We start from the raw sequence: 14,867 nt of genomic DNA, 5'->3' as shown, positions 1-14,867 counted from the left end.
TAGATAGAGTTTTATAATTTTCGATTCTCTTAAAAGGCTAAGATTTTCGACTTGATTAAATAATTTCTAAAGTCTTAGCTTTGTTCACTAAGTCAACAAGATTAGTAACATTTAATTTTGTTAATAATCTCAGTTTGTAAGTACTGATTGTTTTTTCGTTCAGATTTAAGATTTTAGAGATTTCATTGTTTTTCTTACCATCGCTTAAATAACGTAAAACCTCGATTTCGCGGTTAGAAAGTTTTCTGTACAGACGCTCACTTTTGCTTTGTTTCGCAATAAGTGCCATGTTTTTACGTACTGTTTCGTTGATGATAATTTTTCCTTCGTGTACTTTAATAATAGAATGACCTAATGTTTCAAGTTTTTCTGTTTTGTGTACATACCCAGAAACTCCTGCTTTAATTGCGTTTGGAGCGTACATTTGCTCAGCAAGATCACTGAAAATAACAATTTTTGTTTTTGGGAAATTTTTTAAGATAGATTTAATTTCAAAGATGCTTGAAAGACCTTCTAACTCTAAATCTAGAATTAAAATGTCGATCTCCTTCGTTTGAAGAATATCTCTAACCATTGAAAAATTGCCTACGTTGGCAACAATTGAAATTTGATCGTGGTCTTTAAAATAAGACTTAACGCCAAAGTGCGTCACAGGATGATTGTCTGCTAGACATACTTTAATCATAATTTTTACCTTTTTTAGAATTGTTCATGTTTTTGGAATGGTAAAATTAATAAATAAATTCTGTAATAACTCGCAGAGAATGTTAAAATGTATTATTTTAACGTTTTTGGGATTAAACAGACAGGAATTGGATCCATTTTATGCTTGTTGCTGGTGTTTAATCGTTTATAGATTTCAAAGACAGATTTTTCTCTCTCTTCGAAGTCAGATGCCGTTTTTCCTGACTCCGCGGCTAACATCGCCCATTCTAATTCGTCATAACTTGCACCTAATTGATCTTCATCTGTACGATTGTCTCCAAATAATCCATCTGTAGGTGCGGCTGTTAAAATAGATTGTGGAATTTGCAAAAATTCTCCTAAAGCATATACATCAGATTTCATTAAATCGGCAATCGGACTCAAATCTACGCCGCCATCTCCGTATTTGGTGTAAAAACCTACGCCAAAATCTTCCACTTTGTTTCCTGTTCCGGCTACAAGTAAACCATGAATTCCTGCTAAATAATACAAAGAAGTCATTCTAATGCGGGCACGTGTGTTTGCTAAAGCTAAATTAACTTTTGCTGCATCTTCAGTTGAAGGCACTGCGCTTTTAAAAGATTCAAAAGTTTGGGTCAAATCGGTCTTAACGTCAGAAACATTAGGGAAGCGTTTTTTGAGCTGTTCAATATGCTCTCTTCCTCTCGAAACTTGACTTTCTGCCTGATGAATAGGCATTTCGACACATAAAACATTCAGTCCTGTCTGTGCGCATAAAGTAGAAGTTACTGCAGAATCTACACCTCCTGAGATTCCAATTACAAAACCATTTACTTTTGCATTAGCAGCGTAATTTTTTAACCACTCTACAATGTGCGTATTTACTTTTTCTGTCTGAATTGTGCTTTTTTTAGCCATAATAGTTTAAGTTTTAAGATGCAGGGATGTATATTTGCAGAATTATTTTGAGTATGCAACTACTTAAAATTCTGATAACACAAATCTAATTAAAATAAAATGAAAATATATCGCTTTGCAGTGGTTCTATGCCTGTTTTTTTTGTCTTGCAATCAAAAAAGTAAGGTTGAAAAAGAAGTAGAAGAAATTCCTGTTGATATTAAAGTAGAACGATTTGATAAGGTGTTTTTTGAAACCAAACCGCAAGATCTTGCGAAAGTAAAAAAACAATATCCGTTTTTCTTTCCTGGTAATGACGATAACGTTTGGGTTCAGAAAATGAACGATCCAATCTGGAGAGAAGTTTATACAGAAGTTCAGAAAAAGTACAGCAATTTTGAGCCGGTTCGCAAAGAGTTTAACGAACTTTTTCAGCATGTAAAATACTATTTTCCTAAAACTAAAATTCCTAAAGTAATTACGGTAATTGGAGAAATGGATTATAATGCAAAATCTATTTATGCAGATAGTCTTGTAGTGGTGGCTTTAGAATTGTATTTAGGTAAAAATCATAAGTTTTATGAGTTTCCAAATTACTTAAAAGAGAACTTTGAAGAAAGACAAATTATGCCAGACGTAGTGTCTAGTTTTTCGTATCGAAATATTCCAAATTCTATAGATAAGAGTTTGGTTGCTCAAATGGTTTTTGAAGGGAAACAGCTTTATGCAAAAGATTTGCTGATTCCTGAATATACAGATGCAGAAAAAATGGGATATACTCCAGAGCAGATAAAATGGTGTGAAGAAAATGAAGCCTATATGTGGCGTTATTTCATAGAAAATGAAATGCTTTACAACGAAGACCCAAAGCTGAGAGCAAGATTTATAGCTCCAGCACCTTTTTCTAAATTCTTTCTAGAAATAGATAACGATTCTCCAGGACGAGTGGGAGCTTGGATTGGCTGGCAGATGGTACGTTCTTACATGAAAAACAATAGTGATGTTACTTTGGCTGAATTATTCAAGCTTGAGCCAAAAGAAATCTTCGAAAAATCAAAATATAAACCTAAGAAATAATGGCAAATATAAACTCAGAGATTAAATTTAATATAGAATTGGACGAAAACCGTGTTCCTGAAAAATTAACATGGAGTGCGCAAGATGGTGGAGTTCAAGCGGAAGAAGCAAAAGCAATCATGCTGTCTATTTGGGACAGTAAGGTAAAAGAAACAATGCGTATAGATTTGTGGACAAAAGATATGCCGGTAGATGAAATGAAGATTTTCTTCCACCAGACTTTAGTTGCAATGGCCGATACTTTTAAACGTGCAACAGACGACGAAAAAATGTCTGACACAATGAAAGATTTCTGTGACTACTTTGCAGAAAAACTGGAGCTTACAAAGTAACAGAAATTCCAATATAAAAAATCCCAAATTCCAATTTCAAAGATTGGGTTTGGGATTTTTTGCTTTTTATTGTAAATTGTCTGAGTAAAAAAAAATGTATGCTATTTCCTTTTCTTGTAAGCCTTGTCGGATTGTTTTTTTTACTTGCCAATGCGATACGGTTTTACATGACTTGCAAAGATAGAGATGTATTGTATCGTATTATAACCACTTATTTGGTTCTGCTATTTTGTGTAGAATTGCTTTGCAATATCATCGGATTCCTTTATCCGAATTCTAATTTATTCCTTTCGCACTATTATTTTAATTTCCAGTTTATCACGCTTAATCTCTTTTTTTATAAAAGTTTTTCAAACCAGAAATTAAAGCAGGTTATGATAATGGTATTCGTTTCGGTGTTGCTTTTTTTAGGATATCAATATTATAACAAGCCTTCGCTTTATTGGGAGTTTAATTTAGTAGAAATAGCTCTAACATCTATTCCATTGTTATGTTATGCGGTTTATTTTATTGTTTCAAATTTAAAAAACCACAAGCATAATTATTTCTATTTCTGTAATGGGTTAATTATCTACCTAACAAGTAGTGCGGGTATTTTTCTATCAGGAAATACCGAATCGGTAATTTTTACAGAACCGTTTGTGCTTGATTTCTGGTTTTTCAATTCGCTCTTTTATATCCTCTATCAATTTTTGATTTATAAAGAATGGAAAGCTTTAAACTTTAGAAGAACAGTAAAAAGAAAACTTCAATAAAAAAAATCCCAAATTCCAATTGCAAACTTGGAATTTGGGATTTAAGCTATTATAAGTTTTGAATTTTTGGAATTTAAACTCTAAAATTCCGAGTTGTTTTTAAAAACTTCTTGATTCACTTCATCTATATAAGATAATAGTTCTTCTTTTCCGGTAGATTCTGTAGATGAGGTTACAAAATATTGAGGCATTTCGGCCCAGTTGTTGGCAAACATCTGTTTTTTGTAAGCTGCAATATGCGAATCTATTTTTGTTTTGCTAATTTTATCTGCTTTAGTAAAAATAATGCAGAATGGAATTTCGCTTTCGCCCATATAAGACATAAATTCGATATCTATTTTTTGAGCTTCGTGGCGAATGTCAATTAAAACAAAAGCACAAACCAGTTGTTCTCTGTTTTCAAAATAATCAGTAATAAATTGCTGAAAAACTGATTTTGTTTTCTTAGAAACTTTAGCGTAACCATAACCAGGCAAATCGACCAAAAACCAATTGTTGTTGATTTTGAAATGATTTATTAATTGTGTTTTTCCTGGTTTTCCAGATGTTTTGGCTAAGTTTTTATTGTTGGTAAGCATATTAATCAAAGATGACTTACCTACGTTTGATCTTCCTATAAAAGCATATTCTGGCAAAAAGTCCTTTGGACATTTTGATGCATCAGAATTGCTGACAATAAATTCGGCGGTGTTAATTTTCATGTTCTTTCGTTTTAAAACCTCCTAAAAAAAATAAATTTTGACGGCTAAAAATTCTTTTCAGTAAGCCATTTTTCAAGAATTTCATTAAATTCCTGAGGGTGTTCCATCATTGCTGCGTGTCCGCATTTGTCAATCCAGTATAAAGTTGAATTTGGCAATAATTTATCAAATTCTTCAGCTACATTTGGAGGAGTTACAGAGTCATTTCGACCCCAAATAATACAGGTTTCAACGTCCATTTTTGGCAAATCTTTAGCCATATTATGACGAATGGCACTCTTTGCAATGGTTAAAGTTTTGATTAATTTGATGCGGTCATTAGCTGTAGCGTAAACTTCATCAATCAAATCGGGAGTTGCAATTTTTGGGTCATAAAATACAGCTTCAGCTTTTGTTTTGATGTATTCGTAATCACCTCTTCTTGGATAGCTATCTCCCATTGCGCTTTCGTAAAGTCCAGAACTTCCAGTAATTACAAGTCCGGCAACTTTCTCAGGATAAAGTTTTGTATGGTACAAAGCAATATGTCCTCCAAGAGAATTTCCTAGAAGAATAACTTTGTCAAAACCTTTGTAAGTGATAAAGTCTTTTACGTATTTCGCAAAACTTTTTACGTTCGTTTTTAAAATGCTTTGGGTGTATATTGGCAAATCTGGGATAACAACTTTATATCCTTTCGTTGGGAAATATTGTGCTACACCATCAAAGTTACTTAGACCTCCCATTAAACCATGCAGAATAACGATCGGAGTTCCTTCTCCAGCTTCGAAATAGCTGTATTTGCCTTCTTTTTTATAGTGTTTGTCCATCTAATCTAATGCCAATTTCAATTTCGACAAATATAGGGTTAATTCAACAAAAATGAATTTTTGATGTGATTTTTTAACTAGATAATTTCAGTAGAATATGTAAAATGTTAAAAATCAGTAATTAAGATGATATTTGTTAAAATGAGCAAATGTTAAGAAATGTGCATTATAATCAATTTTTTAAGAAAATTAGCGCATTATTTTTTTGATTGAATAACGTATTTAAGAATCTGTTAATTAATAGTTAATCTATTGATTAAATGTAGGTTATGGAAAGTGGTAGCAAAGTGGTTAAACTTATTAACAAAGTGGTATAAAGTGGTAAAATGTGGTAATATTTTTTATATTTTTGCTGTATAACATGTTAACTAGTTTTTTTTGAACACAATTGTTGGAACATATGAATGTAAAGTCGATGCTAAAGGGAGGCTAATGATGCCTGCACCTTTAAAAAAGCAGTTGACGGCTTCTCTTCAAGACGGATTCGTTTTGAAGCGTTCTGTTTTTCAGCCGTGTTTAGAATTGTATCCTATGGTAGAATGGGATGCGATGATGAAAAAAATCAACAAGCTTAATCGCTTTGTAAAAAAGAACAACGATTTCATTAGAAGGTTTACTGCTGGTGTTAAAGTGGTTGAGGTTGATGCATTAGGAAGATTGCTTGTTCCAAAAGATTTGGTAACGTTTGCAAGTATTGCTAAAGATGTGGTTTTTTCATCTGCGGTTAATATTGTTGAGATTTGGGACAAAGATTTATACGAGAAATCAATTAGTGGCGAAGATATGGATTTTGCAGATCTAGCCGAAGAAGTAATGGGAAATATTAATGACGACGAAGATGGAATATCATAATCCGGTTTTGCTTCATCCAACAGTAGATGGTTTAAATATTAAACCTGATGGTGTGTATGTAGATGTTACGTTTGGAGGCGGTGGTCATTCAAAAGAGATTTTAAAAAGATTAGGGCCAAACGGAAGGCTGTTTGCATTTGACCAAGACGAAGATGCGCTTGCCAATGCACTGCCAGACGAAAGGTTCACTTTGATAAACGAAAATTTTAGGTTCATAAAAAGGTTTTTGCGTTTTCACGGAGTAAAAGCAGTAGATGGAATCTTGGCAGATTTGGGAGTTTCATCACATCAGTTTGATGTTCCAGAAAGAGGTTTTTCAACCCGATTTGATGCCGAACTAGATATGCGGATGAGTCAAAAAAATGATTTAAATGCTTATCGAGTGGTTAACGAATATGAAGAACAGGATTTACGTCGTGTTTTTTTTGATTATGGGGAATTGAAAAATGCACCGGTTTTGGCTAGAACAATTGTCGAAGCAAGAAAAGATTACCCGATCAAAACGACTGAAGAATTGAAAGATGTTCTGAAAAAGTTTTTGCCAGAGAAAGTTCGAAATAAAGTTTTGGCTCAGATTTATCAAGCAATTCGAATCGAGGTAAATCAGGAAATGGATGTTCTAAAAGAATTTATTGAGCAGTCATTGGAGATTTTAAAACCAGGAGGAAGATTTTCGGTAATCTCGTATCATTCTCTAGAAGATCGTTTAGTAAAGAGATTTATTAAAAACGGAATGTTTGAAGGAGAGCCAGAAAGAGATTTTTACGGAAATTTTTCAGTTCCATTCAAAACTATCGGAAAACTGATTGTTCCAGACAACGAAGAAATCAAAATTAATAATAGAGCAAGAAGTGCCAAATTAAGAGTCGCAGAAAAGCTATAATATATATTAAGGTAGGAAATAATGAAAAGTGGTGTATTTAGCATATTAAAAGCAAGATTCCTGATTCATGAAGATGCAGTGAAAAATTGGCGATTTATCGTCTTTATAATTCTGCTGGCCATTTTGATGATTGCCAATACACAGCGATACGAACAAAAGGTTTTTGAAATCGCGAAATTAAATAATGAAGTAAAAGAACTAAGATCAGAATTTGTAGATCGCCGTTCAGAATTGATGAAATTAAAAATGGAGTCAACCATTTCGGATAAAATGTTAGAAAAACAAATTTTTCCGTCGACGGTTCCTCCAGTGAAAATAGAAGTTAAAAAAGAAGAAGAAAAAAGTTTCTTTAAAAGAATATGGCAGTAGACGATAAACATATATCCTACAGAATTTACCTCGTAGCAGTTTTCATCTTTTTGATGGCAATTGCTATTGTCGTTAAATTAACCAATATTCAGTGGGTTGATGGAGATTATTACAGAAAACTGGCGAAACAGCGTACGGTTAGAAACTTTGTAATTCCTGCCAATAAAGGAAATATTTATTCTGCCGATGGAAGTTTGTTGGCAACATCAATTCCGAATTATGAAATTCGTTTTGATGCAAAAGCGCCAAAAACAGAGACTTTCGAAAAATATGTAAAACAATTGTCAGATTCTCTAGCAACAGTTTTAGATAAGCCAAGCGGTTACTTTCAAAAAGAATTGCGAAAAGCACGAGAGAATAAAAACCGTTATTACTTGATTGCTCGCAATTTGAGTTATACGGAATATGTTAAAATTAAAGGGTTTCCATTATTCAATTTAGGTGCTTTCAAAGGTGGAATTATTGTTGAGCAAGAAACTGTTAGAAAACATCCAATAGGTAAAATTGCAGAAAGAACAATTGGTTACGACCGTATTGATCCAGCAACTGGAATAGAAGTAGGAAAAGGAATTGAATGGGCTTTTAAAAGCTATTTGAACGGAAAAGATGGTAAGATTCTAAAGCAAAAAATTGCAAAAGGACAATGGAAACCAATTCGTGATGTAAACGAAGTAGATCCCATTGACGGTTATGATGTGATATCGACTATAGATGTTTTCATTCAAGATATCGCACACCACGCTTTGTTGAAACAATTGGAAGATTACGAAGCAGATCACGGTTGTGTGGTAGTAATGGAAACGGAAACAGGATACATAAAAGCAATTTCAAATTTAGGAAGAGCAGAAGACGGTTCTTATTACGAAACAACCAATTATGCAGTTGCTGAATCTCACGAACCTGGATCGACTTTTAAATTAGTTGATTTAATGGCAATTTTAGAAGATAAAGTGGCTGATACGAGTACAGTTTACGATAGCCATGGAGGGGAAATTAGATATTATGGAAGAGCTGTTCGTGATTCGCATAGAGGTGGTTACGGGAAAGTTACTTTGGCACGCGGATTTGAGCTTTCGTCGAATACCGTAATGGTTCAGGCGGTTTATGAAAATTATAAAAGCAACCCGCGTAAGTTTGTAAATCATATTAATGAATTAGGTTTAAATAAACCATTGGGATTGCATTTTAAAGGAGAAGGAAGGCCTTATATTCCGCAGCCTGGAGACAAACATTGGTCGGGAACTACGCTTCCGTGGATGGCTTTTGGATATAATGTTTCGGTTACGCCAATGCAGACTTTAACCTTGTATAATGCGGTTGCAAACAATGGGGTAATGGTAAAACCACAATTTGTGTCAGAAATTAAAGAATGGAACAAAACCATTAAAAAGTTTGATACAGAAGTAATGAATCCAAAGGTTTGTTCGCCAGAAACACTTAAAAAAGTAAAAGCAGTCTTGGCGAATGTGGTTAAAAAAGGAACAGGTTCTAAGTTGTATTCGAAAGATTTTTCAATGGCAGGAAAAACGGGAACAGCTATGGTGAATTATGGTAACGCAGGAAGAGAAGGAATGTATTATGCATCTTCTTTTGCGGGGTATTTTCCAGCTGATCATCCAAAGTATTCTTGTATTGTAGTGGTTCATAAACCTAATACGTCTAGAAATAATTACTATGGAGCAGATGTTGCCGGACCGGTTTTTAAGAGAATTGCGCAAAAGATTTTTACTGATGCGCCTTCGACAAATAAAATCAAAAAATTAGATTCTAGGATTCCGAAGCAGGATGCTAGTTATGATAAATATACGGCTGAAGCTAATAAAAAGCTTAACCAGATTCCGAATTTAAAAGGAATGCCAGGAATGGACGCGATTGCTTTACTAGAAAATTTAGGTTTGAAAGTAAAAGTAAATGGAATGGGAAAAGTAAAGAATCAATCGATTCAAGCGGGAACCAGTATAAGTAAAAACACAACAATTGTATTAGAATTATCGTGAAAGTATTAAAAGACATATTATATAAAGTAGCTATTGAATCTGTAAAAGGTTCAACAGATATTGCTATTCAGAAAATCGAATTTGATTCTCGTAAAGTAGAAGCAAATGATATTTTCGTAGCAATTCGCGGTTCACTTTCAGATGGACACGATTATATCGAAAAAGCAATTCAGCTTGGAGCAAAAGCGATTATTTGTGATGCGCTTCCTGAAAATACAGCTAATGAAGTAACTTATATTCAAGTAAAAGATACCAATACGGCTTTGGCTTTTATGGCGGCTAATTATTTTGAAGATCCATCTGCAAAACTAAAATTAGTCGGTGTAACAGGAACAAATGGTAAAACTACAATTGCATCATTATTGTTTCAATTGTTTCAAAAAGCGGGTTTTAAAGTTGGCTTATTGTCAACGGTAAAAATCGTAGTAGATCAAACAGAATATCCAGCAACGCATACAACACCAGATTCTTTAACTATTAATCATTATTTGAATGAAATGGTTGAAGCGGGAGTTACGCATTGTTTTATGGAAGTAAGTTCGCATGGAATTCACCAGAAACGTACAGAAGCTTTACATTTTGTGGGTGGAATCTTCACGAATCTTTCTCACGATCACTTAGATTATCATCCAACATTTGCTGAATATAGAGATGTTAAAAAGTCGTTTTTTGATTCGCTTCCAAAATCAGCTTTTGTAATATCGAATATTGATGACAAAAACGGATCAGTAATGCTTCAGAATACAGTGGCTAAAAAACTGACTTACGCTTTAAAATCGTATGCAGATTATAGAGCGCAGATTTTAGAAAGCCAATTGTCTGGATTATTGTTGAAAATCAATGATAATGAAGTTTGGGTAAAACTGATTGGTACATTCAACGCATACAATGTTTTAGCGATTTATGGAACTGCTGTAGAGCTAGGAATTGATAGTCTTGAAGCGTTGCGTTTACTGTCTGATTTAGAAAGTGTATCGGGTCGTTTTCAGTATATCGTATCAGATGGCGGAATTACTGCTGTTGTAGATTATGCACATACGCCAGATGCCTTAGAAAATGTTTTAAAAACGATAAATGATATTCGTACCAAAAATGAACAGCTGATTACTGTTGTTGGTTGTGGCGGAAACAGAGATAAAACGAAACGTCCAATTATGGCAAAGATTGCTTCGGATTTAAGCGATAAAGCAGTTTTGACCTCGGATAATCCAAGAAACGAAGATCCTGAAGTTATTTTGGATGAAATGGAGCAGGGAGTTGAGCCTCAAAACTATAAAAAAATGCTGCGAATTACAGATAGAAAACAGGCAATTAAAACGGCTTGTCAATTGGCTCAGCCTAAAGATATCATTTTAATTGCAGGAAAAGGGCATGAAACGTATCAGGAAATAAATGGTGTTCGCCATCATTTTGATGATATGGAAACGGTAAAAGAGATTTTAGAACAACTAAATAAATAACAAAAAGGAAATTTCAAATTCCAAATCCCAATAAAATTTGGATTTTGAGTTTTAAAATTTGGAATTTAATTCGAGATTGGAATTTAAAAAAATAAGAAAATATGCTGTACTATTTATTTGAATATTTTGATAAAACATTGGACATTCCTGGAACAGGAGTTTTCCAGTACATCACATTTAGGTCAGCTTTGGCATTTATGCTTTCGTTGCTTCTGTCGACTATTTATGGTAAAAGAGTAATTAACTTTTTACGCCGTCAGCAAGTTGGAGAAACAGTGCGTGAGCTTGGTCTTGCAGGTCAGAATGAAAAAGCTGGTACACCAACAATGGGAGGGTTAATTATCATTGTTGCAACCTTAATTCCAGTTTTGTTATTTGCAAGATTGCATAATATCTATATCGTATTGCTTATTGTAACTACGTTATGGATGGGAACTATTGGTTTTGTTGACGATTATATCAAGATATTCAAAAAAGACAAGCAAGGTTTAAAAGGTATTTTTAAAGTAATTGGACAGGTTGGTCTTGGAATTATCGTTGGAGCAGTTCTTTATTTTAATCCTGCCGTAACGGTAAGAACAGATACTGGCCGTACAGATGTATTTAAAACTGTAGTAAATTCAACAGTTATTGTACCAGCAGGGGTTGAAGAAAAATCTACAGCAACGACTATTCCTTTCGTAAAAAACAACGAATTTGACTACGCAGAAGTATTGTCTTTTATGGGAGACGGCTATGAGAAATGGGCTTGGCTAGTATTTATTCCGGTAGTTATTTTTATTATTACAGCAGTTTCAAATGGGGCTAATTTAACAGATGGAATTGATGGGCTCGCCGCCGGAACCTCCGCAATATCCGTCCTCGCGCTCGGGATTTTTACATTCGTTTCTGGTAATATTATTTTTTCGAATTATCTGAATATTATGTATATCCCCAATTCGGGAGAAATGACGGTCTTTATTTCGGCTTTTGTTGGTGCATTGATTGGTTTCCTTTGGTACAATTCTTATCCGGCATCTGTTTTTATGGGAGATACAGGAAGTTTGACAATCGGAGGAATCATTGCGGTATTGGCCATTGCAGTTCGTAAAGAAATATTGATTGTTTTGTTCTGTGGAATTTTCTTGGCAGAAAGTGCTTCAGTAATTATTCAGGTAACTTATTTTAAATATACCAAAAAGCGTTTTGGCGAAGGGCGAAGGATATTTCTGATGTCGCCTTTGCATCATCATTATCAGAAAAAAGGATATCACGAAAGTAAAATCGTAACCCGTTTCTGGATTGTTGCTGTAATGTTAGCCATTTTATCAATCATTACCCTAAAATTAAGATAAATGAGGCTAGTAGTTTTAGGTGGAGGAGAAAGCGGTGTAGGAACCGCGATCCTCGGTAAGAAACAGGGGTATGATGTTTTTGTATCCGATTTCGGAAAAATAAAAGAGAGTTACAAAGAAGTTCTTATCATTAATAAAATAGCCTGGGAAGAAGAGCAGCATACAGAAGATTTAATTCTAAATGCAGATGTGGTAATGAAAAGCCCAGGAATTCCAGATAAATCTCCGATAGTAAAAAAGCTGGTTGCGGCAGGAGTGAAAGTGATTTCTGAAATTGAATTTGCAATTCCTTACACAGAAGCCATGACTATCGGGATTACGGGAAGTAATGGCAAAACAACCACCACAATGCTGACCCATCACTTGTTGAAATATGCAGGATTAAATGTCGGATTGGGAGGGAATATTGGAAAGAGCTTCGCCTGGCAGGTGGCTGAGAATAAATTTGATGCCTACGTTCTTGAATTAAGCAGTTTTCAGTTGGACGGAATAATAAATTACAGACCCGATATTGCGATTATAACCAATATAAGTCCAGACCATTTAGATCGATACGAATATAAATATGAAAATTATATCAATTCGAAGTTCCGAATAACAATGAACCAGACTGAAAATGATTATCTCATTTACGATGCAGATGATGTCGCAAGTACAGAATGGTTACAGAAGAACAAAACAAAAGCAAAACTAATTCCTTTTTCATTGACGAAAAAATTTGATGAAGGGGCTTCTATAAATAACAACAAAATGGAAATAAAGATCAACCAAGAAGAGTTTACAATGGATACAGAACACATTGCGTTAGAAGGAAAACATAATATGAAAAACGCCATGGCAGCAAGCTCTGTAGCTAAATTGATGCAAATTAGAAATGCAACGATTCGTGAAAGTCTATCTAATTTCCAAGGTGTTGAGCACCGTTTAGAAAAAGTATTAAAAATACAGAACGTTCAATATATCAACGATTCAAAAGCAACAAATGTAAACGCTACTTTCTTTGCTTTGGATAGTATGAATTCACCTACCGTATGGATTGTTGGTGGTGTTGATAAAGGAAACGATTACAACGAATTAATGTCGTTAGTACGCGAAAAAGTAAAAGCAATTATCTGCCTTGGAATCGATAACCGTAAAATTATTGATGCTTTTGGAAACGTTGTTGATATTATGGTTGAAGTAAATAATATGAACGATGCAGTAAAAACTGCTCAAAGATTAACAGAAAAAGGCGACGTGGTTTTATTGTCTCCAGCCTGCGCAAGTTTCGATTTATTCGAAAACTACGAAGACCGTGGAAAACAATTTAAGCAAGCGGTACACAACTTGTAGAAAAGAAAGAGTTTTATGTTTCAGGTTTCAAGTTGAACGGAACTTGAAACATGAAACAAAACAAAACCTGAAACAAAAAGATTATGAAGGAGCTAGTAAACAAACTAAAAGGAGATAGGGTAATATGGTCATTTGTGGCCTTATTGGCGTTGTTTTCGTTTATGCCTGTTTTTAGTGCGAGTAGTAATTTGGCTTATATTGGACACGGAACAGGAAATACATTAGGGTATTTGGTAAAACATCTGGCGCATATCTGTATTGGATTCTTGATTATTTACTGGGTGCATAGAGTTCCGTATCACTATTTTAGAGCCATTTCGAAGATTGCGCTCCCGGTGGTTTGGATTTTACTGCTTTATACGCTTTTAAAAGGAACTGTTATCGCTGGTGCAAATGCTAGCCGTTGGATTCAGGTGCCTTTTATCGGAATTACGTTTCAGACATCAACATTGGCATCTATTGTATTGTTTATTTATGTAGCGCGTTATTTGTCAAAGACTAAAGAAGAAAATGAGCCATTTCAGACCTCGTTGATTCAGCTTTGGGTTCCAGTATTTATCACATTAGTATTAATTCTTCCGGCAAACTTTTCGACTACGGCGTTAATTTTTGCAATGGTTTTGATGCTGACATTTATTGGTAAATATCCATTAAAATATATTGCTTTTATCATTGGTTCAGGAGTTGCGATGTTGGCATTTTTCCTTTTGGTAGCAAAAGCTTTTCCAGATTCAAGATTCTTTAGCAGGGTTTCAACTTGGGAAAGTCGTATTACGAATTTTACAACAGACAAGCCAGACGAAGATGATTATCAGATTGAGAAAGCAAAAATTGCAATTGCATCTGGAAAATTAGGTGGATTAGGTCCAGGAAAAAGTGTTCAGAAGAACTTTTTACCGCAATCTTCTTCCGATTTTATTTATGCCATTATTGTAGAAGAATACGGTTTGGTTGGAGGAGTTTCAATTGTTATTCTGTATTTGTTATTGTTGTTCCGATTTGTAATTGCTTCGCATAAAGCTCCTACAGTGTTTGGAAAATTAGTTGTCGTTGGGGTTGGGTTTCCGATGATATTTCAAGCAATGATCAATATGGCGGTTGCGGTAGAATTATTGCCAGTTACAGGGCAGACACTTCCGTTGATAAGTAGCGGGGGAAGTTCGATTTGGATGACCTGTCTTGGACTTGGAATTATCATTAGTGTAACAAGAAAAGAAGAAGAAATTGCTGAGGATAAATTGGAGAGAGAAAAACGAAAAGAAGCCTTACAGCGATTGATAGATAAAGAAATGGCAGAAGAGGATTTACCAGCAGATGAAATATATGAAGAAGAGGCAATGTATTCGATAGAAGACAATTCGAGAAATCCGATGAATGCGGTTTTAAATAAATAAGATTAAAAT

At 34.3% G+C, this 14,867-nt stretch carries 15 protein-coding genes; 11 read left to right on the top strand and 4 right to left on the bottom strand.

Annotation, left to right across the window (positions count from 1 at the left end; genetic code table 11):
• Positions 1 to 55 precede the first annotated feature (55 nt).
• Both NCC77_RS01190 and nadE read right to left on the bottom strand, forming a co-directional pair.
• Complete coding sequence (locus tag NCC77_RS01190; RefSeq protein ID WP_008467169.1) at positions 56 to 685, bottom strand: response regulator transcription factor; 630 nt, start codon at positions 683 to 685, stop codon at positions 56 to 58.
• Between the two features lie 92 nt (positions 686 to 777).
• Positions 778 to 1,584, bottom strand: a complete 807-nt coding sequence (gene nadE / locus NCC77_RS01185) for an NAD(+) synthase (protein WP_250834014.1) — start codon at positions 1,582 to 1,584, stop codon at positions 778 to 780.
• 99 nt (positions 1,585 to 1,683) lie between these two features.
• On the opposite strand from nadE, the gene gldB reads away from it, so the two are divergent.
• The 3 genes from gldB (at position 1,684) to NCC77_RS01170 (ending at position 3,727) form a co-directional block, all read left to right on the top strand.
• Positions 1,684 to 2,640 (top strand): gliding motility lipoprotein GldB, encoded by a 957-nt coding sequence (gene gldB, locus NCC77_RS01180; protein WP_095928578.1) that lies wholly within the window; start codon positions 1,684 to 1,686, stop codon positions 2,638 to 2,640.
• Positions 2,640 to 2,972, top strand: coding sequence for a gliding motility protein GldC (gene gldC / locus NCC77_RS01175; protein WP_172426852.1), 333 nt, complete (start codon positions 2,640 to 2,642; stop codon positions 2,970 to 2,972). Before gldB ends, gldC begins: the two co-directional genes overlap by 1 nt.
• Positions 2,973 to 3,346: 374 nt before the next feature.
• Positions 3,347 to 3,727 (top strand): hypothetical protein, encoded by a 381-nt coding sequence (locus tag NCC77_RS01170; protein WP_250834013.1) that lies wholly within the window; start codon positions 3,347 to 3,349, stop codon positions 3,725 to 3,727.
• Positions 3,728 to 3,807: 80 nt separating this feature from the next.
• Here NCC77_RS01170 and yihA read toward each other — a convergent pair whose 3' ends face one another.
• Together yihA and NCC77_RS01160 are read right to left on the bottom strand one after the other, a co-directional pair.
• The gene (gene yihA / locus NCC77_RS01165) at positions 3,808 to 4,428 is read right to left on the bottom strand and encodes a ribosome biogenesis GTP-binding protein YihA/YsxC (protein WP_095928581.1); all 621 of its coding nucleotides are present in this window, start codon (positions 4,426 to 4,428) and stop codon (positions 3,808 to 3,810) included.
• Positions 4,429 to 4,472: 44 nt separating this feature from the next.
• Positions 4,473 to 5,237, bottom strand: coding sequence for an alpha/beta fold hydrolase (locus NCC77_RS01160; protein WP_095928582.1), 765 nt, complete (start codon positions 5,235 to 5,237; stop codon positions 4,473 to 4,475).
• Positions 5,238 to 5,615: 378 nt separating this feature from the next.
• On the opposite strand from NCC77_RS01160, the gene NCC77_RS01155 reads away from it, so the two are divergent.
• The 8 genes from NCC77_RS01155 to NCC77_RS01120 all read left to right on the top strand — a co-directional run bounded on the left by NCC77_RS01155 (position 5,616) and on the right by NCC77_RS01120 (position 14,858).
• Positions 5,616 to 6,089, top strand: coding sequence for a division/cell wall cluster transcriptional repressor MraZ (locus tag NCC77_RS01155; protein ID WP_250834012.1), 474 nt, complete (start codon positions 5,616 to 5,618; stop codon positions 6,087 to 6,089).
• On the top strand, positions 6,064 to 6,972 hold the full coding sequence (gene rsmH, locus NCC77_RS01150; RefSeq protein WP_248729495.1) for a 16S rRNA (cytosine(1402)-N(4))-methyltransferase RsmH: 909 nt from the start codon (positions 6,064 to 6,066) through the stop codon (positions 6,970 to 6,972). The genes NCC77_RS01155 and rsmH overlap by 26 nt, the downstream gene beginning before the upstream one ends.
• A gap of 21 nt (positions 6,973 to 6,993) precedes the next feature.
• A complete protein-coding gene (locus NCC77_RS01145; RefSeq protein WP_008467159.1) occupies positions 6,994 to 7,341 on the top strand; it encodes an FtsL-like putative cell division protein in 348 nt (115 codons plus the stop codon).
• A complete protein-coding gene (locus NCC77_RS01140) occupies positions 7,332 to 9,338 on the top strand; it encodes a penicillin-binding protein (RefSeq protein ID WP_250834011.1) in 2,007 nt (668 codons plus the stop codon). Before NCC77_RS01145 ends, NCC77_RS01140 begins: the two co-directional genes overlap by 10 nt.
• Positions 9,335 to 10,798, top strand: a complete 1,464-nt coding sequence (locus NCC77_RS01135; protein WP_250834010.1) for a UDP-N-acetylmuramoyl-L-alanyl-D-glutamate--2,6-diaminopimelate ligase — start codon at positions 9,335 to 9,337, stop codon at positions 10,796 to 10,798. The genes NCC77_RS01140 and NCC77_RS01135 overlap by 4 nt, the downstream gene beginning before the upstream one ends.
• A 101-nt stretch (positions 10,799 to 10,899) precedes the next feature.
• Positions 10,900 to 12,132: a phospho-N-acetylmuramoyl-pentapeptide-transferase gene (gene mraY, locus NCC77_RS01130; protein ID WP_250834009.1), complete on the top strand. Its 1,233-nt coding sequence runs from the start codon at positions 10,900 to 10,902 to the stop codon at positions 12,130 to 12,132.
• Positions 12,133 to 13,464 (top strand): UDP-N-acetylmuramoyl-L-alanine--D-glutamate ligase, encoded by a 1,332-nt coding sequence (murD, locus tag NCC77_RS01125; RefSeq protein ID WP_250834008.1) that lies wholly within the window; start codon positions 12,133 to 12,135, stop codon positions 13,462 to 13,464.
• 83 nt (positions 13,465 to 13,547) lie between these two features.
• Positions 13,548 to 14,858 carry an FtsW/RodA/SpoVE family cell cycle protein gene (locus tag NCC77_RS01120; protein ID WP_095928587.1) on the top strand — a complete coding sequence of 437 codons (1,311 nt, stop codon included), beginning with the start codon at positions 13,548 to 13,550 and terminating at the stop codon, positions 14,856 to 14,858.
• Positions 14,859 to 14,867 lie beyond the last annotated feature (9 nt).

This window comes from Flavobacterium tyrosinilyticum (genome assembly GCF_023656565.1).
In the GTDB taxonomy this organism is placed as follows: Bacteria; Bacteroidota; Bacteroidia; order Flavobacteriales; family Flavobacteriaceae; genus Flavobacterium; species Flavobacterium tyrosinilyticum.
This window is presented reverse-complemented; position numbering and strand designations above follow the sequence as displayed.

Excerpts from the sequence above, each read along its gene's own strand:
- NCC77_RS01140 (WP_250834011.1), top strand. The coding sequence starts at position 7,332 with ATGGCAGTAGACGATAAACATATATCCTACAGAATTTACCTCGTAGCA.
- gldB (WP_095928578.1), top strand. The coding sequence starts at position 1,684 with ATGAAAATATATCGCTTTGCAGTGGTTCTATGCCTGTTTTTTTTGTCT.
- NCC77_RS01160 (WP_095928582.1), bottom strand. The coding sequence starts at position 5,237 with ATGGACAAACACTATAAAAAAGAAGGCAAATACAGCTATTTCGAAGCT.
- NCC77_RS01170 (WP_250834013.1), top strand. The coding sequence starts at position 3,347 with ATGATAATGGTATTCGTTTCGGTGTTGCTTTTTTTAGGATATCAATAT.
- NCC77_RS01190 (WP_008467169.1), bottom strand. The coding sequence starts at position 685 with ATGATTAAAGTATGTCTAGCAGACAATCATCCTGTGACGCACTTTGGC.
- NCC77_RS01120 (WP_095928587.1), top strand. The coding sequence starts at position 13,548 with ATGAAGGAGCTAGTAAACAAACTAAAAGGAGATAGGGTAATATGGTCA.
- NCC77_RS01145 (WP_008467159.1), top strand. The coding sequence starts at position 6,994 with ATGAAAAGTGGTGTATTTAGCATATTAAAAGCAAGATTCCTGATTCAT.
- nadE (WP_250834014.1), bottom strand. The coding sequence starts at position 1,584 with ATGGCTAAAAAAAGCACAATTCAGACAGAAAAAGTAAATACGCACATT.
- gldC (WP_172426852.1), top strand. The coding sequence starts at position 2,640 with ATGGCAAATATAAACTCAGAGATTAAATTTAATATAGAATTGGACGAA.
- yihA (WP_095928581.1), bottom strand. The coding sequence starts at position 4,428 with ATGAAAATTAACACCGCCGAATTTATTGTCAGCAATTCTGATGCATCA.
- mraY (WP_250834009.1), top strand. The coding sequence starts at position 10,900 with ATGCTGTACTATTTATTTGAATATTTTGATAAAACATTGGACATTCCT.
- murD (WP_250834008.1), top strand. The coding sequence starts at position 12,133 with ATGAGGCTAGTAGTTTTAGGTGGAGGAGAAAGCGGTGTAGGAACCGCG.
- rsmH (WP_248729495.1), top strand. The coding sequence starts at position 6,064 with ATGACGACGAAGATGGAATATCATAATCCGGTTTTGCTTCATCCAACA.